This is a genomic window from Photobacterium swingsii (assembly GCF_024346715.1).
In the GTDB taxonomy this organism is placed as follows: Bacteria; Pseudomonadota; Gammaproteobacteria; order Enterobacterales; family Vibrionaceae; genus Photobacterium; species Photobacterium swingsii.
On the sequence record NZ_AP024852.1, the window covers coordinates 2,597,391 to 2,620,490 of the forward strand.

Annotated in this window: 23 protein-coding genes; all 23 read right to left on the reverse strand. The window is 40.0% G+C overall.

Features of this window, described 5'->3' with window-relative positions:
- A complete protein-coding gene (locus tag OCU77_RS11805; RefSeq protein WP_048900221.1) occupies window positions 1–834 on the reverse strand; it encodes a tetratricopeptide repeat protein in 834 nt (277 codons plus the stop codon).
- Window positions 834–1,700 (reverse strand): type II secretion system F family protein, encoded by an 867-nt coding sequence (locus OCU77_RS11810; protein WP_107302920.1) that lies wholly within the window; start codon window positions 1,698–1,700, stop codon window positions 834–836. Before OCU77_RS11810 ends, OCU77_RS11805 begins: the two co-directional genes overlap by 1 nt.
- 8 nt (window positions 1,701–1,708) lie before the next feature.
- Window positions 1,709–2,632 carry a type II secretion system F family protein gene (locus tag OCU77_RS11815; RefSeq protein ID WP_244915181.1) on the reverse strand — a complete coding sequence of 308 codons (924 nt, stop codon included), beginning with the start codon at window positions 2,630–2,632 and terminating at the stop codon, window positions 1,709–1,711.
- A 28-nt stretch (window positions 2,633–2,660) separates the two neighbouring features.
- The gene (locus tag OCU77_RS11820) at window positions 2,661–3,929 is read right to left on the reverse strand and encodes a CpaF family protein (protein WP_048900224.1); all 1,269 of its coding nucleotides are present in this window, start codon (window positions 3,927–3,929) and stop codon (window positions 2,661–2,663) included.
- Between the two features lie 51 nt (window positions 3,930–3,980).
- Complete coding sequence (locus tag OCU77_RS11825; protein WP_048900225.1) at window positions 3,981–5,246, reverse strand: AAA family ATPase; 1,266 nt, start codon at window positions 5,244–5,246, stop codon at window positions 3,981–3,983.
- Window positions 5,246–5,788, reverse strand: a complete 543-nt coding sequence (locus tag OCU77_RS11830) for a hypothetical protein (protein ID WP_048900226.1) — start codon at window positions 5,786–5,788, stop codon at window positions 5,246–5,248. Before OCU77_RS11830 ends, OCU77_RS11825 begins: the two co-directional genes overlap by 1 nt.
- Window positions 5,785–7,104, reverse strand: a complete 1,320-nt coding sequence (locus OCU77_RS11835; protein ID WP_048900227.1) for a type II and III secretion system protein family protein — start codon at window positions 7,102–7,104, stop codon at window positions 5,785–5,787. Before OCU77_RS11835 ends, OCU77_RS11830 begins: the two co-directional genes overlap by 4 nt.
- 13 nt (window positions 7,105–7,117) lie before the next feature.
- Entirely contained in the window at window positions 7,118–7,912 is a 795-nt protein-coding gene (gene cpaB, locus OCU77_RS11840; RefSeq protein WP_048900228.1) for a Flp pilus assembly protein CpaB, read from the reverse strand.
- Complete coding sequence (locus tag OCU77_RS11845) at window positions 7,909–8,367, reverse strand: prepilin peptidase (protein ID WP_048900229.1); 459 nt, start codon at window positions 8,365–8,367, stop codon at window positions 7,909–7,911. Before OCU77_RS11845 ends, cpaB begins: the two co-directional genes overlap by 4 nt.
- An 8-nt stretch (window positions 8,368–8,375) precedes the next feature.
- Window positions 8,376–8,576 carry a Flp family type IVb pilin gene (locus OCU77_RS11850; protein WP_239686048.1) on the reverse strand — a complete coding sequence of 67 codons (201 nt, stop codon included), beginning with the start codon at window positions 8,574–8,576 and terminating at the stop codon, window positions 8,376–8,378.
- A 148-nt stretch (window positions 8,577–8,724) separates the two neighbouring features.
- The gene (locus tag OCU77_RS11855; protein ID WP_048900231.1) at window positions 8,725–10,224 is read right to left on the reverse strand and encodes a pilus assembly protein; all 1,500 of its coding nucleotides are present in this window, start codon (window positions 10,222–10,224) and stop codon (window positions 8,725–8,727) included.
- A 4-nt stretch (window positions 10,225–10,228) separates the two neighbouring features.
- Window positions 10,229–10,753, reverse strand: coding sequence for a tight adherence pilus pseudopilin TadF (gene tadF, locus OCU77_RS11860; RefSeq protein ID WP_048900232.1), 525 nt, complete (start codon window positions 10,751–10,753; stop codon window positions 10,229–10,231).
- A gap of 2 nt (window positions 10,754–10,755) precedes the next feature.
- Window positions 10,756–11,328 (reverse strand): TadE/TadG family type IV pilus assembly protein, encoded by a 573-nt coding sequence (locus OCU77_RS11865; RefSeq protein ID WP_048900233.1) that lies wholly within the window; start codon window positions 11,326–11,328, stop codon window positions 10,756–10,758.
- A gap of 620 nt (window positions 11,329–11,948) precedes the next feature.
- Complete coding sequence (gene yiaY, locus OCU77_RS11870; protein ID WP_048900234.1) at window positions 11,949–13,097, reverse strand: L-threonine dehydrogenase; 1,149 nt, start codon at window positions 13,095–13,097, stop codon at window positions 11,949–11,951.
- Window positions 13,098–13,405: 308 nt separating this feature from the next.
- On the reverse strand, window positions 13,406–13,870 hold the full coding sequence (locus tag OCU77_RS11875) for a hypothetical protein (RefSeq protein ID WP_048900235.1): 465 nt from the start codon (window positions 13,868–13,870) through the stop codon (window positions 13,406–13,408).
- The gene (locus OCU77_RS11880) at window positions 13,870–14,376 is read right to left on the reverse strand and encodes a hypothetical protein (RefSeq protein WP_048900236.1); all 507 of its coding nucleotides are present in this window, start codon (window positions 14,374–14,376) and stop codon (window positions 13,870–13,872) included. Before OCU77_RS11880 ends, OCU77_RS11875 begins: the two co-directional genes overlap by 1 nt.
- The gene (locus OCU77_RS11885) at window positions 14,376–14,876 is read right to left on the reverse strand and encodes a hypothetical protein (RefSeq protein WP_048900237.1); all 501 of its coding nucleotides are present in this window, start codon (window positions 14,874–14,876) and stop codon (window positions 14,376–14,378) included. The genes OCU77_RS11880 and OCU77_RS11885 overlap by 1 nt, the downstream gene beginning before the upstream one ends.
- Window positions 14,876–16,015 carry a hypothetical protein gene (locus OCU77_RS11890; protein WP_048900238.1) on the reverse strand — a complete coding sequence of 380 codons (1,140 nt, stop codon included), beginning with the start codon at window positions 16,013–16,015 and terminating at the stop codon, window positions 14,876–14,878. The genes OCU77_RS11885 and OCU77_RS11890 overlap by 1 nt, the downstream gene beginning before the upstream one ends.
- Window positions 16,016–16,027: 12 nt before the next feature.
- Window positions 16,028–19,045, reverse strand: a complete 3,018-nt coding sequence (locus tag OCU77_RS11895) for a TcfC E-set like domain-containing protein (protein WP_048900239.1) — start codon at window positions 19,043–19,045, stop codon at window positions 16,028–16,030.
- Between the two features lie 18 nt (window positions 19,046–19,063).
- Entirely contained in the window at window positions 19,064–19,795 is a 732-nt protein-coding gene (locus OCU77_RS11900) for a hypothetical protein (RefSeq protein WP_048900240.1), read from the reverse strand.
- Between the two features lie 66 nt (window positions 19,796–19,861).
- Entirely contained in the window at window positions 19,862–20,353 is a 492-nt protein-coding gene (locus OCU77_RS11905; RefSeq protein ID WP_048900241.1) for a CS1 type fimbrial major subunit, read from the reverse strand.
- Complete coding sequence (locus OCU77_RS11910; protein WP_048900242.1) at window positions 20,353–20,880, reverse strand: CS1 type fimbrial major subunit; 528 nt, start codon at window positions 20,878–20,880, stop codon at window positions 20,353–20,355. The genes OCU77_RS11905 and OCU77_RS11910 overlap by 1 nt, the downstream gene beginning before the upstream one ends.
- A gap of 589 nt (window positions 20,881–21,469) precedes the next feature.
- Window positions 21,470–22,984: a lytic polysaccharide monooxygenase gene (locus OCU77_RS11915; RefSeq protein ID WP_053111888.1), complete on the reverse strand. Its 1,515-nt coding sequence runs from the start codon at window positions 22,982–22,984 to the stop codon at window positions 21,470–21,472.
- Window positions 22,985–23,100: the final 116 nt, after the last annotated feature.

Consider the following 23,100-nt stretch of genomic DNA (forward strand, 5'->3'; position numbering starts at 1 on the left):
TTAAACATCCTCATTGTGATCAGCACCTTGCTGCACTGTCTTATTCGTTGGTACTAAAGATGGAACTTGTGGTGTCACAGTCTTACCGGATTCAACATGTAAAGTCGGTAAAGTATCAGTGGTTGGTTTAGCCAAATCTTCACGCAACTGCATAAACATCTCGGTTGCTTCTTCTTCACTCATTTCCTGCAATAGCAGATTTTTAACTGCTGAATATTGCTTTGAAAGCATTAAACTAACAATTAAATTGGCTTTAATTTTCGTGTCATAACGATTCTTTTGATAGAGGGGCGTCAAACGCTCTGCAGCTTTATCATACTTGCCCTCCATCATTTCCGTCATAGCCAGGTTATTACGAATGGCATCTTCACTTTTAAACCCAACACGGGCTTCAAAAAAGTATTTACGCGCTTCATCAAATTTACCCTGACGTGCCAGCATGATGCCGTAAAGGTTTTTAACCGCAAACACATCCTTACCAACAGCCAAACTATAATCAATATAATATTTCGCCTGACTGTATTCTTTATTATGATAAGCAATATCAGCCCTTGTTAACCAACACGTATCTATTTTACTGCATTCATCATCTGGCACTTGCTCTATGTAATAACTGGCCGCTTCAATATCACCATCTTTAAAATAAGCACCCGACAACTTCACCGCTGCAATATAATCTTTAGGGTTTTTCTTTAATCTAGCGCGATAATTATCTTGCAGACCGTCATAGTTTTTAGTGATCTCCATGCGCTCTTCATCAGACACTTTTGGCTTGGGTGAACCAGAGCATCCCACAAGTAACAATAAGACAAAAAAGCTAATAATAATTTTCATTAACCTATCCCCCCAGATTGCGCAACTCTCATCACACCTGGAGCAATAATCAAAATAACAATGGGAATCATAATAAATAAAATTAACGGTATACTCATTTTTGCAGATAACTGACCAATTTTCTCTTCCGTCTCAAGCATTTGAACTTCACGAATATCTTTCGATAGAGTAATTAATACCTGATAAATCGAACTACCATGCTGCAAACTTTGTAATAAAGTAAAAGTAAAACTACGTACTTCTTGAGTATTAATTCGAACAGCAAATTCAGTCAATGCCGTTTCTAACCCAGTTAAACGAGCACGCTCTGCCGTTTTATGGATGTGATAAGCAAGGTGCTTATCAAAGCCTTGCATTTCATCGGCTAAATACGCGAGTGCCGATTCCAGCGTCATCCCCGTTTGAACACAAACAGCCATTAAATCAATCAAATACGGCAATTCACGGCTAACATTACGCTCTACCGTTTTCTTTTTTGCCGCAAGAACAAAATCAGGAACAATAATCACAGCAATCATAACGCCTAAAAATGGCAAAATTGCATCATTTAACTGCCAATTTCCGGCTAAAACTTGAAATCCACATATAACAGTCGTAATACCAATAACGCTAAATTTTGCGGGCAAATAATATATCGCTAAGCCTTTATTATATACACCAGCCTGCTCGAGCTTACTTTCAAACTCTTTTTTATTCTCCGCACTGATTTTATTCATCGCTTTGCGGAAGTTTTTACGTGCATCTGATTCTGTTTCTTCACTCTGTAGTAAGTGATGCATACGTTTTCGTTGCTTTGCCTTATGACTTGACTGAAGCCAACTAAAAGCTCCGACGCCTATAAGTAACATAATTAAGGATATTAGCATTGAAGACACTACTTAATACCTCGCATCAGAACGTAGATAATTGACATACCAACTACTTCGCTTGCAAGCATATAATACAATATATATCTACCATCAGGATCTTGAATAACAAAATCAAAATTATCAGGTTGCATAAATTTCATAATCAAAAGGAAAGCAAAAGGTATTGCACCAACAATTTTTGCTGAAATCCTCGCTTCCGAAGTCATCGCATTCGTTTTCTTCTCAACAGACCTTGCATCAAACAGTACACGGTTTAAGCGTGTCATCACTTCTTTTAATTGACCACCACGTATCATATTGGCACGAAGCGTGATTATAAAAAAACGATAACTTTTATACGGACAGTTCTGACACGAACGGCGAAAGACATCATCTGGTGACTCACCAATTTGTAAACGCTGACCGACCCATTTAAACTCTTGTCCCACGATGCTATCTAGTTTGTTGCCGACAAACTGAATCGCCTGCATGACACTCTCACCCGAACTAATTGCACTAGTCATCAGGTTTATCGCATCAGGAAAAGACGCTTCAAAAAGTTTTTTACGGCGAGCTAACAAAAAACGAAATAAAATAAAAGTTGCAACAAATGGTGTGACTGTCAGCGCAGCGAGACCAGAAGCAAAACCTAATGCCAAATAAGCACCGACAACATAGCTCATGATAAAACTGATAATCGCGATACCAACGGCGGCTTGAATAAGGCCTCTTTTCCCCAACTGTGAAAATACGCCATTTAAACGAATGAGAATGCGATCTTTTAAACTTTCACCTTTCAGCGATGCCAAGTTCATCAAGTTAATTTCATCTTCAGCTTTTGTTTGCTGATCTTTTTTTATTGCTGATATTTTTTGCTTTTTCATCGTAATACTATTGCTATAAAGTAGTGCTGCGGCACCTATTAGCAACAGAGAAAAATACAACGTCATTATATCCCTCTTCTTCCTTCCTCTTCCCTTATCGGAAGGCTGCCATTAACTCATTGTACAAACCAAAAAACTTCGATTTTTTGGCTAACTCAGAGCGCTGCATTAAACCTGGAGTAACAAAGCGACCGGAGATTTTCTCGCCCTCACCTTGATGATCATCAGCTTCAAAACGGAAAATATCTTCCATTACAACATTCTCGCCTTCTAAGCCCACCACTTCAGAAATAGCCGTTACCTTACGGCTACCATCATGTAATCGATTTGCTTGGATAACGATGTTTACTGCACTTACGATTGTTCGGCGAATGGCTTCAAGTGGTAGGTTTAAATTGGCCATCATGATCATACTTTCAACACGGGCAAGTGCATCACGAGGAGTGTTAGCATGGAGTGTCGACATAGAGCCATCATGCCCCGTATTCATCGCTTGAAGCATTTCGAACGCCTCAGGGCCACGACACTCACCAATAATAATACGATCAGGACGCATACGAAGGGCATTGATAACCAAATCTCGCTGAGATATAGCCCCCGTCCCTTCGGTTCCAGAAACGCGAGTTTCCAAACGCAGAACATGCGGCTGCTGCAAGCGAAGTTCTGCGGCATCCTCGATAGTCAATATACGTTCTTTTTCTGAAATATATTGCGATAACCCATTGAGCAAGGTCGTTTTACCCGAACCTGTACCGCCAGAGATCAAAATGTTACAACGGCACCGCGCTGCTATCATCAGTACTTTCGCCATCTGCGGGCTCATAGCACCAAACTCAACCAGTTCAGGTAAACCTATGCTTTGCTTTTTGAATTTACGAATTGAAATTGCAGTACCATCAATACTGATCGGGCTGATGACAGCATTAACACGGCTGCCATCAGGTAAGCGAGCATCTGCCATGGGCGTGGATTCATCAATACGACGGCCTACACGCGATACTATACGTTGAGCAACTTGACGTAACTGCTTGTCATCAACAAAACTGATATCTGTCTGCTCAACGATACCATGGCGTTCAATGAAAATATTATCAGGACCATTAACCATGATATCGGTAATATCTTCATCATCCATCAAAGGTTGAAGAGGACCTAGTCCTGTCAGTTCATCAATTAAATTCGTAACGTACTGGCGACGAAGAATAGCCGGAACCGGTTGCTCCATCTGTTCAACTAGCATATCAACGCCATTTGTTAACTGCGCGCGTAGTTGTTCTTTTGATGCGCTCTCAACAGCGCTCGTATCTAACGCTTCGAAAATACGATTACGAATATCTAGGTATAGTGACTTTGCAGCACTCATTTTTATCTCAATCTATACAATGGCGTGATTAATTGAATCTACGTTTAAAAGCTACTTTTTTGTCATCGCTGTTTTTAATGGCGACAATAATTGTTTTAGTGGGTTACGCTTAATTTCGATTGAACGCCCTAATACTAAACCAGAAAGACTTAACAACTTATTCGAAAAATTCCCTTTCAGATCGATGAAGCGTTTACCTGATAATAGCGTCGCGGGAATAGTCCGATCGTGTGCAATTTCAACATCAACTGGGCGTGCTAATTCTTTCTCTATTTCATTTTTATAAAGCACACCGTCACGGAATGTTCGATGTTGATTCAACACCAGCAAACTACGCGGAGTCCGAAGTGACATGCGTGCAGCAACATCTAAATTATGCAAGATACGTTTTGCTGATCGAACAGAAGATACAGTTGGATCAGCAACAACGACAACCGTATCAAAGCTTTCACAAAAGAACTTATGGTCTAGTGGAAAAGGGACTGAAGACGAAAAATCTTCCACAATTAAATTAAAGCGCCGTAATAGCAAAGACGTCACCGCATCACTCTCTTTCAAGCAATCTTGAACAGGGGTTTTCTCACCATCTATTGCAAGCACCGATAGACCATCATTTACTTTCAATAATAAGGATTGCGCAGAATCTTCATCTAATTGTGTCAGCTGAACCGATGATTTACTCATATCAATTTTGGGGTAATCTTCCATACCCAACAGCACATCTAAATTACTATCGGTATAGTTATGATCAACCAGCATCACACGACTTTGCGTTTCTTTGCGTAAGAAGCGTGCTAATTCACAACTCAATAATGATGTACCAACGCCACCTTTTGAGCCAACGACAGCAATACGCTTAGCTTTACGCTCTTTACCTAGCCCTTTACCGCCATGGTGGTTTCGTACCACATGACGCATAAAATCACTCAACTCGCTTTTTACGACAGGCCAAAAAACATAGTAAAAACCCATCTCTTTCAACGAACGAATTGTCGAAATAGCATCTTCTTTGCCAATAACAATCACTGAAGCCGTATTGGGGATTTGCGGCGCTAGCTCTGCCATACGAGCGACCACATCATCACAGTCTGTGAGTTCAATAAGAACCATATCAACCATAAGCTGATTAACAGCAAAGAATTCATTCCAACTTGCCACTTTCATCTGGCGTAACTCTGGCTCCCCCAAGGAGTCAAAACTGAACACCTCTTTGACAAGATCGCGACAGTGTTCTGATTGATAAAACAGAACACTGCATAACCCTAACGATTCTTCCGTCGTCTGGGTCGATTTAAGCGCTTCAGTAAGATCTAACATTATTGGCTTTCTCGCTGATCAATAGTCATTTCCGATGCAACGGGCATCAAAGTTGATGGGGTCGCTAACTGTTTATTGCGCGCTCGCTCAGTAAAACAGCCATCTTGTTGATCCCAAACATTATATTGTCCCAAAGCTTCACACGATGGAATCACAACCTCTGTTCTCTTTGCAATAATGACCAGATCCTCATTAGAACGCGGTTTATTCTCAAATTTATAATCAATCCATTGCTGGTATTTACCCAAATTACGTTTTAGCTGACTTTGGATACGCTGACCGGCCTTGGTATGTGCCGTGATAATAAGTTTTTCCGCATGCTGCTCAAACTGTTGCACAATAAAATCATGGGCACGCAAATAGACTTTTTCTTGATCTGTTTTTTTCTTCGTTTTTACCGCTAGTTGCAACTGCGCCGTCATTGGCACCAATACTGCTTCAGAACCTTCAACCGAAGAACCTTGACTGCAACCTGCCAACAAAAATGAAGATATTACGGCTACAATAATGAAAATTGAGTTAGACATTTGTTTTATTATCATTTTTCAAATCCACCATTTGATAGCAATTCATACGTCACACCATGCTTAGGTTTAGTCGTCAGTCCTAATAAGCGATTAAGCGTACTGGTACGTTGCATATATGGCATTTGAATCTCAGACTGATGCTGCGCTTTCACACGGTTAACTGTCGCAACAATAATTAATTCCCGCTTAGTTCGCTCAGTCGTCGTATTCCGAAATAGACTGCCAATAATAGGAATATCACCGGCTCCTGGCAGCTTTGAAATACCCTCAACGTCATCAGAGCTTAATAGGCCAGCAAGAACAAAACTTTCACCGTCTTTGATCTCTATGGTTGTTTCAGCTTTACGGGTTCGAAGCGCAGGAAAAGAATCACCATGAATTTGGTATGCCTTATCTAAGCTACTAACTTCAGGGCTTAATTTTAAGCGGATACGACCACTTTCTAAGGTTTTCGCCGCAAAAGCCAACTTGATACCGTAACTTTTATAAGCGACTGTCGTACCATTATTACTAGTCGTAACGATAGGCAACTCACCACCAACTAGAAAGCTTGCTGACTCGCCAGAAATAACAGAAAGGTTGGGTTCAGCCAACATCTGACCAACAGACTCATCGTTTATTGCAGTTAAAATGGTTTGTAATTCGCCAAACTTGAAATCTTTAAATAAAAACTTACCTTGGTCACCCAGCATGTCGCTCCATTTAAAACCAAGCTCTTCATTTAGCTGGCGGCTTACTTCTGCAATAGATAACTTAACGTTAATTTGATCAGCCGTGGCAATTTTCAATTTATCGACAAGGCCTTTATACTCAACACGCTTATTGAAATAAGCTTTAACCTCACCGTCTTTATCGCCATCACCACTTGAGATATCATTACCAACAGTGACATCTTCTTCCAGCTTCAACAGCTCACCAATCAGTTTAATGACTTCTTGGTGTTGCGTTTGGTTGATTATTTCACCGCGAACGAGTACCTGCTCATCAATAGCCTCAACCTTAACGTTAAGATCTGGGTAATGCATTTTTAGCTGACGGTTCACTAAGCTCACATCACGAACAACATTAACTTTTCGATCATAAATTTTATTATTTTTTTTATCGAACACCATAATTCTAGTGTCACCGCGCTCTCGACCAAAAACGATAAATTTATTGGCATCAAGGATTTGATAATCAGCGGTCTCTGGCGATGCAATAAAAATAGTCCCTATCTCTTGCTTTGTCGTCACGCTAGTCGCATCACCTAAAGCCACGGTTATACTTGCCGCTGATATTGAGAATGATAAGGAAACGAGTAACAAGCAGGCTATACGCATTAAAGTGTTCATGAAAATTCTTAATTTAACCACGTCGAGCACCTCTCATTTCAACAATACCTTGGTAACCCGGTAGGATATCTTTAGTTTGTGCATTAGGGATCTGTGAATTTGATTTTGATTTATAGATTTCTAATGCCGAAAGTCGGCGAGCTAAAGTCATCTTGCTGATAAAACGATGAGGAATTTCTAATACTAATGTAACAAATGTACTTGCATCATCAGCACCATAATTCACCAACTCTTGACCATCATAGGTTTTACCTTGAACCGCAAGTACACGGACACGATTAAGTAATGGCTTAACATCGATATTTACTGCCCGAGGTGATTCAACACGATCACTTGACGACATATTTTGCTGCAATGAAGTTAATGCTAGGATATCAATATAGTCACCCGCTTGAACACCTGCAGCAATAATATGTCGCTGCTCTACTGCCAGTGGAAAAGGCGTCATGCCAGCATTAATAATAGTATCAATATATTCAGGGTTATCGGGGGTAATCAGATCTTCTTGTGTTAGCATCTGCCCAGATTTAATATTGTGGCGAAAAACTGCACCTTGATTATAGGGTAAATTCAACAAGGCAAAGTCAGCATCCTCTTCCAAACGTTGTTCCGACGTTAAAAAATTCGTTGAAAAATTCTGTCCTTTAGCAATTTCTGATGTCGCCAACCAAACTTTTACTTTTTTAGCTATAGCCCCTTGTTGTTGTACAACAACAGGAGTTTCAGGTTTAAAAAGTTCTGTAAATACCCCGTATAAACCCACACCTAATGCCAGTAAAGCAAATAAGTATGTTATTCGTTGTTTCATAAACCAGCCTTCCCAAATACTAAGCAGCCAATATTAAAGACACTTACACTGGCTATTGCAATTCCATATGGCACACCGCGATCTTTGAGTTCATCATACCCTGCCGTGATATATGCCCACCCAAGTTGTATAACGACAACGACACCACCAACTAATAAAAACTCAATTAAATTTGTTAACGCCAGAGGAAAACTGAAGCAAAGTGAGTACCCCATCAATAACTTAATATCACCGGCACCAAAAATTTTAAATCTAAATAAACCTAAACCGATAACAAATGTAACTAAAGAAACAAGCAAACCTTGCCATATTGGGAATATATCCAATAGCAAAGCTAATGCTAAACAAACAGAAAAATTAAGTAACACCCAAGCATTACTAATTTTACGCTCTTTCACATCAGAAATAATAATATTGACCGCAATTGCGGCCAATATTGAAAGCAATAATAACATCACCGTTATTAGCTACCAGCGCCACTGATTTTACCAGCAATTGATGTGAATGCACTTTTTAATGAACCAAGAAAACCTTTTTCTGCACCATCAGCTGAACTACCCATGATAGCAGTTAGGCCAACTGCCATTGCAACACCTAGCATTGCGTATTCAATCGCAGTAATACCTTCTTCATTTTTCCAAAAATCTGTCATTAACTTCTTCATTTTCCACTCCATTTTTATTGTCTGCACTTGATAAAAAACAGCGTACAGCTACTGTTTATGATAATGAATTTATAATGATATGCAAGTACTTAAACAAACAACACATAAATTTAATCATTTAAAATCAATACTTTAATCAGCAAGCACTCTATCGTTCAATATTATATGATGTTGTACTACTTAATAGCTCCATTATGACATCTTTTAATTTACTGAGATCGTTTACTGTATAAATATGCTTGCCAAAACATGTATTATAAGAATTACCATGCGGTGTAAATTTAAGACCAATCACAAACATCTCAAAGTTTATTGACTCACCATTTTTATTAATTTTCATTTTATTTCTAATATTGGTGCAAAGGCCTTCATTGACTAGTTTTTTAAAACTATCATTATTTTCATCACCATCTGATAGAACAAAAATAAATCTATTTTTATTGATAGCATTATAAAACTGGCTTGGGGCTGCTAACAGCGCTTGATACATATCAGTACCACCACCAACTCTCATCGGTTTAATCGCATCATTAAAGCCATCAATATCTTTTTGCTTTGACATAGTCACGCGATCAATAACATGATGTGCAGGGTTTCTTGATTTAACAGAGCAAAGCCAATCTGTACGAAGATTATTTTGCCCCATTTTCATCGGTGTCATAAATTTTAGCTTGCCTGAATCTAGCTGAATCTCTGATGCCGTTCTTTGATAATCTATATGGTTGAAATAGCCACCGTTATTAGTCGTGTTATAGTCAAGGTTTGTAATCCTATAGTAACTATTATTTTTTGCCCATGATATATATTTCTCCATCACATTTATCTCATCTGATGAATATAATCGATCTGGCTGGTTATACCATTTAGTTCTGTTCTTTCTACTTAGTCCTGCAACATATGAAAAGTCCTGCTCAAAGCGAGGGCGATTATAATTTGAATTTTTGGGAGGCAATAAAAGAGAAGAGCAGAAATAACTACTTCCTTTCTTGAATACCACCCTTTTTGAAAATGGTACAAAACCAAAGCTTGAATCATTAATATTTTCGCCTGGGTGCTTTTTCTTTAACTCTTGCGTTCCATCAAAAATAGTTTTAGTTACTTCTTTTATCGCATACTTTAGGTTATCGACTCGCTTATAATCTGACATAGAGCCTGAAAAATCAGAAACAAAAACCACATCCACAGGTTCAAAGTCGGTTCTTACTCGAGCAGCAGTGGCCTTATTAAATATTCTCTGCTGCTTTTCAAATGATGGTAAACCATACATCGACATCCATGAGTCATGTGTCGTTGTGCTTGCTAAATTATAATGATGAACGGTTCTCACAACTTGCTGACCAGATACTTCTTTTTTATACTCTTCTTTTGTACGAGATACTGTAAACTCTTTTTTCTTATTGTCAGGCATCAAGTAGTCAACCCAAGCAGATGCTATTTCTTTTGCTTGAGATTCATTAAAGCTGTTTTCATCACGAATATCATCACTTTCAGAAACCGCAACTGATGCAGCTTCCATGGTATCACCTAAATGCGCTTTTTCCGTAATATAGCGACTACCTTCTATTGCTAATGCCCCGGCCCCCAGAATCGCACCAGCAATAAACACAAAATAAACAACCGCTGAACCTTTTTGCTTTCTCTTATCCATTTTATTATCTTCCTACAAATACTGAGGTTGAACTTAAAACCCTATTTTTATTTGTTTTATTAGATAAGAACGCAACTTCATAAAAAGCTGGCACTTTTTTACAAACGGTCACACGATATACATTTAAATCACGCTTGCTTCCCTGAGTCATAGTGTTTGGTATTGCTCTACTATCACAATTTAACGAATTATCACCGGCACTAAGGATGATTTCAGATTGACTGCCACTTTTATGACCAATGCTTACTCTAATATCTGCATTGTTTCCTTGAAGCTTTTTAGCCATTTGTAACATTTGATTCGCTTGTGATTGGTTTATAGTCCAATTTGTATCCCTTGGATTTGGACTATAAAAAGCTTTCCTTTCTTTTAAAATAGAAACCAATGAATATGATGTTCTATTTAATTGACTTTTCTGAATAACTTGAAAACCAAGATCAAATATAAAAAACAAGAGAACAGCCATAGCTAGCAAAACAAATGAAAGCTCAATGCTAAACGTTCCTTTTTGACGAGATTTGAAGCCCATAGCTAGCCTTTTAGTTTTTCTCTAAACAATGCCGTATCTTGGATTGCTATCAGTTTTCTTGTTATAGGCATTTCAGCAAATGATGCCTGCAGTATTAACGGCCGATATATGTATGTCACCGTATATTCAGCTAACGTCGCTTTATTCCAATCAGTTGTTTTCTTATTCGAAGCAAAATCGACTGGGCTTAGATATGCATCAACGTGAATTGAATAATCACTCGCACTCGTGAATACATCCCACAGAACACCAGCATTGGTACTTATAAATTTGTAATACCATTGAGAAAATTGATCTTTACCTATTTGTTTAACACGAAGACAGTGGTCTTTTTCAGAACTATTGCTCAGAGTATCACAATCAGTAAATTCGTATTTTTTATACTCTTCATTTTCCTTTAGTTGAACCCTTGCATCTCTTGCTGCTTCAGCCGTTGCATAATCCAAAACGGCTGCAATATAAGTCACACGACACGTTTCAAAAATAAGCATGGTGAACATAAATAGAACAACAAAACCCAATGCAAACTCAATTGCAAATACGCCTTTTTGACTGGTTATCTTTGATGTTTTCATAGTCTTTATAGTTTTTCTTATCGCTATTCATCAAGCAGCTAAGCTTTAGGTTACTTATTTGTCAGGAATCTTACATTGATCAAATCGATATGACAATAATTTGACGCAAATATCTAGAAAACTGTGCCTAATCCATGGGGCTAGAGGTAAAAATGTGATGGATACTATATCCCCTATATGAATATCACATGTTAAACAGTGTGTTAGACGGTATTTTGGCTAAAAAATGCAGCTATTAAATGCTTGAGCGACAAAAAGTGAGAGTCTAGTTATCATGACACCCAATACATACCAATCTATAAATTCATCCAATCATAGGCCTAGAAATCAGTAAAAAATATAACCAACAGTTATTATTTCCTATAAATCAAATCACTATCTTAGACACTGTTTTTTATAGGCACTCAGCTGGTAAATGCCAGCCCCACCCTCTAACTGCTCTTAAATCGAACAATATTCATAGGCAGGTACTAGCAAATATTACTGTCGTAGGAAATCAATCGTGAGAAGAAGAGGTATAAAGGGCAACCAGGAAAGTGAAGAGAAGATTAAAAACAAATAATAAAAAACGGCAGGTATCACTACCTGCCGTTTTGTTAAAAGCTAATTTTTAATGAAGATTAAAGTGCAGCGGTGAAAATTGCTGAGATTTCTTCATGTGTTGCTTGTTTAGGGTTAGTAAAGCCACAAGCATCTTTTAGTGCGTTATCCGCAAGAATTGAAATATCTTCTGCTTTAGCACCAAGTTCTGTTAAGCCAGCAGGGATACCTACATCTTTAGAAAGTGCTTGAATCGCTTCTAGTGCTGCATCTGCACCTTGTTCTGCTGTCATGCCTTCAACATTAACACCCATAGCTTTTGCCACATCACAAAGACGCTCTGGGCACACTTTCGCGTTGTAACGTTGAACGTGTGGTAGAAGCACTGCATTACATACACCATGTGGAAGATCGTAGAAGCCACCTAGTTGGTGCGCCATTGCATGTACGTAACCAAGTGATGCATTGTTAAATGCCATACCCGCCATGAACTGTGCGTATGCCATTTGCTCACGCGCTTCGATGTTCTGACCTTCATTAACGGCAGTGCGAAGATGCGCTTGAATCAGTTCAATAGCTTTAATTGCTACCGCATCAGTGATTGGCGTTGCCGCCGTTGAAACATACGCTTCAATTGCGTGAGTAAGTGCATCCATACCCGTTGCTGCGGTTAGTGATGCTGGTTTCGCAAGCATTAACTCAGGATCGTTCACAGATAGCAATGGCGTTGTATTTTTATCAACAATTGCCATTTTAATGTGACGCTCTTCATCAGTAATGATGCAGAAACGCGTCATTTCAGATGCAGTACCTGCTGTCGTGTTAATAGCAACTAGTGGAAGCTGAGGTTTCGCTGACTGATCAACACCTTCGTAATCGCCAATTTTGCCACCATTAGATGCAACAAGCGCAATACCTTTAGCACAATCATGCGGTGAACCACCACCTAATGAAATAACGAAGTCACACCCATTGTCTTTAAGTAATTTAAGGCCCGCTTCAACATTACCAATCGTTGGATTTGGCTGTGTGCCATCAAAAACAACTGATTCAACATCACGCGCAGCCAATAGATCAGCAACTTGCTTAACGACACCAATTTGGTTAAGAACTTTATCTGTTACGATAAGCGCTTTTTTAAAGCCATGTGCCTGAACGGTGTCAGCAGCCTGAGTTAAACAACCTGCGCCCATCAAGTTTACAGCTGGGATAAAAAATGCACTACTCATTATAATTCTCCATAATTACTAATACTTTTTACGCTAAACGCCGATCATCAGATAGACGACTAGATGTAAAAAGTATCCCACTCTTGCTTTCTGCCCTTATGTAACACCTCACCTATCAATAAGAAATTGATCTTAAGCAAACTATTAATATGAATTATCCAAAATAGACGAAGAACATGACCGGCGTCACTATAAACACATACAAATCAGACATTTATAATCCACCAGCAAAAACAGTAACATTCCATGGTGAAACAATAGACCAAAATATACACATAAAAAAACCACCAGAGGTGGCTTTTCTCGTTCTATATTTTGGCTGATAACACTAGCCGTCCAGTGGCTCTAACCTCTCCACCATCAAGACCATTTAAGTCTAAGTAAGCGGTGTTATTCCACTTCTTACCATAGAATCTAGTCCTTTCTGAAATAGTGATCGATGGATTAGCCGTCGATAGTTCAAGTTTTTTTGAGCTGTCTAAGCTATCAATTTCCATTTTAATGCGGGAGCACATATCGACATTTGGATCATGGTTCCAGCACGTATAATCAATATTCAAAGGGTGGTTTAATGTCCAGTAAATCTCCCAACTCATATCCGCTTTCATTAACGTTGGCTTGTACTTTTCAAAAACAACACTAAGGCTTGGCTTTCTTACATAAATAGAGCCTGCTACATCGATCACTAGCGTTGTTTTTCTTTCAGCTTGAGTTGCTATTGCAGAAGGCGATAAAAAAGCAGCTAATACAGTACCAATTATTAATTTACGCATTACACATCAACCTCAATTTTTATTCTCAGGTCGGCTTTATGAGTGCGTGCTTCCATTGGGTAATGAAGCGAACCCCATGCCCCTAATTTTATCAACCATTTTGGGTTATCTACTTTTTTCGCTAAGGGTTCATCTAAAACTTTAAAGACCTCATCTTCGGTTTTATCAATGGTTAACCAAGAGTAAAACCACTGCAACTCATTAGGGTGAGAGAAAATAACAAACAGCTTTTTGCATAGAGCTTCGTCATTTTTTCGGCACGTCATCTTAGCCGTAAGTTTTACATTTTTCTTAACATTCCATCGGATGGGAATGTAGATATCTTTTCTGCCATGCTTGTTTGTAAAGGGGTCAATTTTCATGTGAACTTCGGAAGGGAAATTGCCAACATAGAAGCCATTGCCCTTACCTATAACCAGCTCCACGCTGTCAGAATCACTGGTTGCCTGTGCCCCGCTTGCAAAAAGCATTATGGCAGCTGAGATAATTACCTTTAGCAATTTCATTATGGCCTAGCCTCGATTGTAATTTTGTATAAGAAAACGCTCTCATCACGATGCCCATAATTCTTAAGGAAATTAACAGAGTCATCGACGCCAATGTGCAAGGTATGGCTGACATCCAGATTGCGCAGCCTTGGATCGTCCAGTATTAATTCTTTTTCTGAATTCTTAAGATAAAGAGGCATATCTTTTTGCATTGAAGTTAAAGCAGGAAAAACCATGTATCCATGGTCTTTACAAAGACCAATAGGATTTGATGAGCACGATCCTACAATTCGAACTCCATTCGTCGTTTGCCAGTCCAACGACATTGGAACCGAGACCCATTGCTGTACCTTTTTGTCGTTATCTTCAACCGTCATATACTCACGACTGCTTTTTATATCGACACTAACGTAGCTCTCAGGATAGAAGTTTATGTTTGTGTACGTAGACGTGGTTTGGATAGTCGCCATTGAGCCAAAAGACATTGATAGCAAACAGCCTGAAATTATCTTTTTCATTAGATAGAAGCCTCAATATTGTAGTGAATTTGCGCCGAACGCTTACTCACGTTATGAGGGATCCGATCTAAATTCGAGAAATCAACTTTAATCTTCCAGTCCTGACCGTTCACTTGGACTGATGGTGATTGGTTTAAAAGTTTTACCGTTTTTCCTATCTTCGTATCATGAAAAACAGTATTCCAGTGAGCCGCTAAGCTCTGAATGGCGACATTAGAAATAGAATCACATAAGTGCTTATCGCCTCTGCATGTTGGCGTGATAGCAACATGACCTTCCCACCATCCACCAATCATCATATCAATCTTAAATTTTGTTTCTTCGGTAATTGTTTTGCCCGCGTGCTTGATCTTGTTGTACTTAATTTCGATATCGCTTTGAGGTGTTCTGGCAACCTCAAAAACTAACGGGTATCGATTTTTGTCTATCTCGAAAGTAACATCACGCCCAGCAAGCATTGCTGTATCAGTCTCCGTAGCGTAGCGCTGAACGCGATGGCTTGATGCTGGAATCGTTATAGATGGTGGCAATTTTGCTGCTAAACGACGATCAAAACGCAATTCGAAGGCTATAGCGCTGTTAATTATGTTGGCTGATTTGTCGCCCTCTCGTTGGCTCGCATAGGCAGGGTTACAAGCAATATAATAATTACTGTTATTATTCTTTGCTATTGATTCGTATCTATGGAATTGATGCTTTTGGTTGTTAGAGTTTGCACGACCGAATACCCAGCCAGCATCCCCCTCCTCGACACCATCCTTTGTGCGAGCTGCGCAACCAGTAGAATATAATTTACCTTGAATATATTTATCTTCTTTTTTATCTGATAGCTTCACGCCCATATACGCCAAACGGTATTGAAAAGTGAACCCTCCCTGATTTACGGTTGTCCATTGAGTATTGCCAGCAGCCATAACATAGGCCGCTGTTTTTCTCTTAGTACCGTCTTTTAATACCGTCCACCCCTCATTGAAATAGTTAACGAAAGCATAAGCGTTATCGCCTCGCGTGCTAAATAAAGGGTCATTAGAAAAGTAAGCATAATTGCCCACTGTTTTGTCGTAACCGACGATTGCGATTTCAGCCTGCGCTAATGGCGCTGCTAATAGGCACGCTAGTAATGTTAATTTAGTTTTCATCTGCTTGCGCACCTATGAGTTAATTTTATTGTGTAATTCGATTTCATAAGCGTTGTGCTTATTGCTCGGGTCGATGATCTTATCTAGGTCTACATCGGCAATCTTATCCGTCACTTTGGTCGGGATCTGGATGTGAGAGCCTACACGCAGCGCTCGCACGTTACCGTTAACCATTGACGGCGTATTAAGTTTGTATAGCTCAGCCATGAACTCCATGCGTGATAGCGTGGTTTGGTCGCTGTAGCGGTCATATATGCGATATAGCGAGTCACCTTTTTGTACTTTGTATGTATCAAGCACAATGATCACTTCCGATTCAGGCAATACGATTTCTTCCACTTCTTCGACGACTTCGCTGGTGGCTAATAACACCTCAGGAATAGAGCAATCCTGTAGATACTTTTTACCAACAAAATTAACTGGCTTGTTTAGTTCACCAATTTGAATCACTTCTTGAGAGCCACTTTCATGCTCAACAATAAGCGTCGTTTCAATGTCAAAAGGCTCAATGCTGAATTGACCGCTTTCATCAGAGAACACCGTTTTTTCTTTCGACATGATCTTGGTGTACTTAAGCACATTCTTATCGCAGCCATAAACCTGACCGAATACAGCCGCGGTTTTATGGAATTCACCTTGCAAGTCCATCACGTTGCCCGCATAAGCGACAAAACGATGGTTTTTACGGGTAACGTTGTAGCTGTCTGCAGATTTAGACGATTGTGAAATATCAAAACCAACTTGATGCTCATTCATGTCATCAAGTGAGACAAATTGCGGTGTAGTTACAATAGGTACGCGCTTTGACTTAGTGATTAAGTCAATTTTTCCTACAGCCTCAGGATTTACGTTAACCAAAACACCCGCCTCGCTAGTGCTATCACTGCTAAAGCCAACGCCTTGAGAAGTGGCACCAATAGAGCCCGAGATATTCGAGTAACCTGATGTAGAATTAGAGCTAACCGTTGCACCAACATCACCGCGAGCATACGAACCATTGAAGCCAGCACGGGCAATACCTTGTGATGAGTAGTCATCCACTCGGGCGCTCAGTGACGCGTACTGCATCACGCTGTCACGGTAGGTCTTGCGTAAGTCTACATCACCGTTATAGCCATTCTGACCGTTATAGGCCGCATTGAATTCAACGCTGGTGGACTTATTCAGGCCAAATGGGATTGTTAAGCGGAAATCGAGCGATCTTTCAAAATCACGGTGCTTATTTTGCGCGTAAACGCCATAGTTAAAGCCCGCCTCAAGACGCACGTTTTTAAGGTTCACTTCCCAAAAATCGACAGTCGTATTGTAAGACAGGCGCGAGTTGTCGAACTTATCATCACGGATATTGTAGTTACTGTGTAAGTTCAAATAGCCCACGGCTTTACCATGGTAAAAGTTTTTAGATAAAGACAATGAAACAACATCTTGATCCCGCTGCTTGCGCTCCTTTTTAGAGCGCTCCGAGAACGATGAGCGACGGTAATTCAAGTTAGCACTGTATGTCTCCCACGACTTATTCAGATAACCCGATAACGCATTATCGCCATAGGTATTTGCAGCACCTTTAACCGAGTAATTAAACCAGCTTAGTGATTGTTTAAAATCAAGGCCGATTTGCGTTTTATTGCTGTCAATTTTAGTAGAGCCAATAAGCGCGGCAGCTGCTCCGACAGGGAATTGATAAAAACCGCCAACCATTGGTATAGCGTCTTCAATCTCATCGTAGTCGAGGTCATTGCGATCAAACTTGTAACCAGCAAAAAGTGAGTATTTTTGTGTGTAGTCAACACGCTCTTTAATCACTTGCTTGTTTTCAGATCTTACAAATCGGTCGCCATCATAGATGCGCAACTCCACCATGTAGTTACCGTTAGGGAACGAGCTCGTATTAACAGGAGCGATACCAGCATCAAGATATTGTGTCTCAATAAGGTTGCCATCTTTAAATATTTCAACACGACCAGCACGCGCCATGATCACCTCTACAGGAATCAGGCTTTCACCCTCATTCTTGCGCAGCGTTCGGTTAGATGAGCCGTATTCAACCCCGATAAGGTCTTGACGTTGATCGAGTAGCGACTGACTAAAGCCCGCATTGTTACCAAGTTTCTCGGTACTAATCAGGCCAGCGTTAAAGCTGGTACCGCTCATGTCATAGCGGTAATAAAGATCATCTAGCTCGCTGTTTTCAGAAGCAAAACGAGTATTACCTATAATGTTGTGCTCGCCCTTACTGATAACGCCCTTTAAACGTAAATTGTAGTTATCTGAGTAATCAGACATTGACGTGTTTAACTGGTAGCCCAGCACGCCCGTGGTTGCATCAAACGTCGGGGGTGGAAGATAGTAAGAGTTAACAAGACTCACACCTTCTTGCCTAAGGAGGTCTGATGTCATGTAGAGGTAAAGGTTAAGCGTATCTTTATCAAAAATAGCTTTGATAATGACATCATCGGTTTTACACGTAATGTCATCAAACTCACCGCAGTTGATACCACCAAAAAGATTGGGTGATTCAAGTAGCGATACTAATTTGCCATCATCAAAATCATCTAAGATGTAGTCTTTGTGCTTTTTGTTAAGGCGTACAGTCGATAGCTTTGATTCAGCAGGGGTAACACTTAAGACCGCCGAACCAATATCCTCACCGCCAAGTATGATTTGCACTGAGTAGGTTTGGTTGTGGACAATTTGCAGGAACTCATCAGGAATAAGATCTAATTCCTCGGCAAAGTCTTCACCATAAAGGGATACAAAAAGCTCATTCCGTCGAGCTGTTTTACTGTTTTTCGCAATTTCATCGGTTACAGCTTTAGCCAGCTTGTTTTTGGCTAATTTTCTATTCACTAACGATTGGTCATCAACACGAGCTATTTGATCAACGTTGGCAAGTTGATTGTCTCTCACGACAGCGGTTTTAATATCCTTGGCAAGGTTAATGCCTTCAACGCTGGTGGCGTTGCCCGTCATTGGAACTATAAGCAGGATAGAGCCTAGCACTGTAGGCTTGATAGCTGTCGGATACTTCACATTACACCTTATTTATTCTTATTTTTTGGCAATCACTTTATCGCTGTATTTCGCATTGATTTCTGTAACGTCGCCGCCTACATCGATTTCAGCTTCTAAGTATTCATTCTTATCTAATTCGACAATCTCTTTTTCACTGTTAGCGAACACAGTTATATCGCCAAGGGATACGCATTTTCCCTTAGATGTGCATTTATTCATGTTGCGAAGACGGAAATAACTGTCACCAGTATTAGCCGCAATGATCTCGCCATTATTGTTGTTGATGGTGTATGAGTAAGACGGTTTTTTCTTAGGCACTAGAACGCCCTGAGAGAAAACTAAGTCAATACCAATAGCTGCAGCCGTTTCTTCTTTGTGCTCATCAGAGCCCGCGAATTCCGCGCGTTCTTTACCGCGAACAGGAACATATTTCACTCGATACAGGCGATCTTTCTCACGACCGTCAGTGAAATAAAGTTTGACGCTCGATGAGCTGTCAGCAGGGGTTATAAATTTAGGTGGAACAATCGCAATATTATCGCCATCAACCTCATTGATTTTTCGACGATCAATATTCTCACCAGTGAAGTCGATAACTTCCTCAGCTTCAACGCGCACAAAAGCCGTTTTATCGTGACCATTGAAAACTTCTGTTACTATAAAATCTTGATCAGGGTTTATATATTCAACAAGATTTATTGGCTGTACGGTTGCTGATGCTTGGTGAGAAATTGCTAACGCAAGTAATGTCGGGGCTAGTTTTTTCATTGTTTTATCTCAAGGCATCCGTGCCTTACTAACCTATCCCTGATTGTTATTTGTGGTTAGATACGATTAAACGCCGTATTCAAACTCAATAGCGAATGTTCCTTCGTAATCACCAGAAGCAAGATTCTTTTTGTTTGCAGGCTCAATCACAAGGTCTAACGCATTGCGCTCAGTCGATAGGGCTTTAACAATTTTCTTGCCGCCTAAAGTAAGATCTTGGCCGCCAAGGTGGATGTTAAGCGCAACAGCTTGCGTGTAATCACCTTTTTTAGAAAGTACAGGGAAAGGCTTTGATAGCTTCGCTTCTAAGGCTTTCTGAGTGTGAGTGCTAGATAAAGACACCATTGTTTTAACTGTCGTTGACTCAAACTCATCACGAAGTGCGCTGTGCTTGATATCGATAGCTTCTGACCATGATTTGCCATCAAGACGTTCGAAAGAAAAACCATCTTCGATTTGAGCGAAGAAATTAAGCTGGTAATCTTTTTTAACATTTGCCATTGCCGCGCCAGAAGTAAGCGCGATTAGTGCTGCTAGAGCTAAAGTAGTCTTTTTCATTATGCTTCACCTTCCAGAACAATTGATGCGTAACCGACATATTTGCCTTTTTTAAGGGCTGGGATGGTGCTTGCCGTCTGAGTAACTTTTAACGTTTTACCTACGCCAACAACGCCAGATTCATTTTCAGCAACGATTACTTTTGCAGAATTTTTAACTAGAGGAACACCGCCAACAGAAATTGTGAAATCTTTGATTTCCTGACCGTTGTTAACAAGAGTTAACTCATCTTTAAGAGTGAAAGATACTTTCTTACCAGCCGACGCTGGCTTAACGATAGTATCTACTTCAAAGTCTTGGAAGTGACCATTTGGTTGACCAGTAGTCATTTTTGCAACGTGCGTAAGTTGCATTGATTCTGTCCATGCAACGCCATCTACACGTTTCCAGTCCATGTAAGAACCAACAGTTGCTTTAACTTTGATTTCTTGCGGTGCAGATTTCGCAGCCATTGAAGGCGCAGCAACAGCGAACATACCAGCCGCAGCAAGCGATGCTGCGATGACGTTACGTTTTAGTTGAGACATTACTTTTTCCTATATTTTAAAGGATGCGTGATTAGTGGCTTTCTCAAAATCATCAGCGATATTTAGATGAATAAACTGCAGAGCTGCCAAATAAACATACAAATCACAACGGTGTAAGAAACCAACTTCTTATGCGTCATAATTTTGTCGCCATCTTACACGCCAGAAAATTGACGTCAAACCTTTAGGGAAATAAAAACCCAAAAAGACACAAATGAGAACCACACCAAACGGGGAAATACAGCCAAAAACATCAATAAAAGACAAAAAAAACAAACAAAATATCGCACAAACATCAAAATAAAACACAAGAAACCAAAAAGCTGTATTTTGTGAATTTCTTTAACTTACAAAAACAACAATAACGACACATCAAACTAGCCAATAAAATTAGATGTAAGAATCAAGCATAAGAATAGCTTCGTAGTTATTCTTTATAATTTATCGATAATATTGACGTTAACGTTTTCAGTTAAAACCAAGGCGTACAGAATATTCAACTACCAATAGTCATCAGTACGAATAAAAAGAAACCCCCATGGATATTGCTATCCACAGGGGTTAATGAGAACCGGAAATGATTTAAAGATCAGCGCTTAATCCACGCATCGCTCCAATGTGTACCAACACCAGGCTCATAATGATTAGCCGATGCTGAATAAATACGGCACCAGCCACTTGCAGGGAATGGCTTACATTCATAAATATTGCCATCTTTAGCGAGTACCTTGGTTCCAGCATCGTAACTCCCAATATTCGACGGATACTCATAGTCGTAGTCACCACCTGTTGATGCGGGTTTAACCATCACGGTACGTTCTTCAACAGTCTGAACGGCACCTTTAGCGTCCGTTGCTGTAATTTTTAGCTGGAAAGTCCCGGCTATTGTAATAGGAATAGTCAGGTTCAAGCTTGATGCTTGGGCACTAAGCACCCCGTCTGCTTTTCCAATCTCTTGGTTACTTTGGTTCAGCAGCTGCATTGAAACGCTGTAATCACCTTCCGAACGTACCACAGCAGAAATATCCCCACTGCTATTTGCATCCAGCTGATATTCGGTAGACAAACCTTCAACAGTAATGGATGGTGGCGGTAAAATCCCCCCCTCACGTACGTCTAACGCGTAGTTATAATTTCCGTTGGCCACATACACTTGGTTTAAGTGTAAATCTGAAGATTCATAAACGATCTCATCATTGGCATTTTTAATCCCAACCTGAGCAATGGTTGGATATTTCGCATTGATCTGCTGAGCAAGTTCGTATGACCAAACGTTCAAATCGGCATTCGCTGCTGTAATCGGTAATTTCTCAAATACCAATTCGTTACCTTGTTCTGAGAAAATACGGAACCAAACAGAGTCACCATCATTTGCAACAACGCCTGGTTTTACGTACGTACCTTTACTAGACCAAGTTGGCGCTGGTGCATCACCATCAAACTTAATATCACTACAGTTATAAAAGCCTTCACCTGCAGGATCATCACGCTGCCAACGAGTAACTAAGGTTGCATCTCCTACGCGATCTGTCGGTAAAGTAACTTGCATTTGATAGTAATTCGTTCCATCAATGTTCACTTTCGCGATATTGCCAAACTCTTGGATAAGATCTAAATCACGCCATGCAACACGGCTATGTGCTGCGTTGTAATTCGCATTAGTCAGATATATTTGCCAATGACTTGGGTTATGTGGCGCTGTCGCCAAGTATTTGAGGGTAAATGTTTCCCCTGCTTTCATCGGTGTGCGTTGCCATTGCAGTGAAGGAACACTCATGCCACTTTTTTTAACGTCACCGCCAGAGCAGATCAAACCATCTTTAACAGCTGCTTTCACTGCATTCATATTGTTGTAATCAGATACTAAAGTGGCAAATTCATTAATTTGTACAAAAGGGTATGTACCTGATTCTTGAAATGCAGCCCGACAGGCTTCATTCGCAATCGTTGAACCATCTTGCGATCCCCAATGGCCGCCTTGTTCACTACAAATAACCTGACGCGCTTTGGGGTATGTCGCGTAACCATGTGCTTGTGCTAACGAAGGAATAACCGCAATCGCGGCAGTCACAACGCCAACAGAAAAAGAAAACTGACTGTTCATGTAATAGCTTCCATATTCATTATTATAAAAGAAGCCAGTAAGTCGCATGTAACCAGTACTAGACACAGCATACACACTAAGCAAATAGCTAGAGTTGAAAGTAAAACGAAGACCAA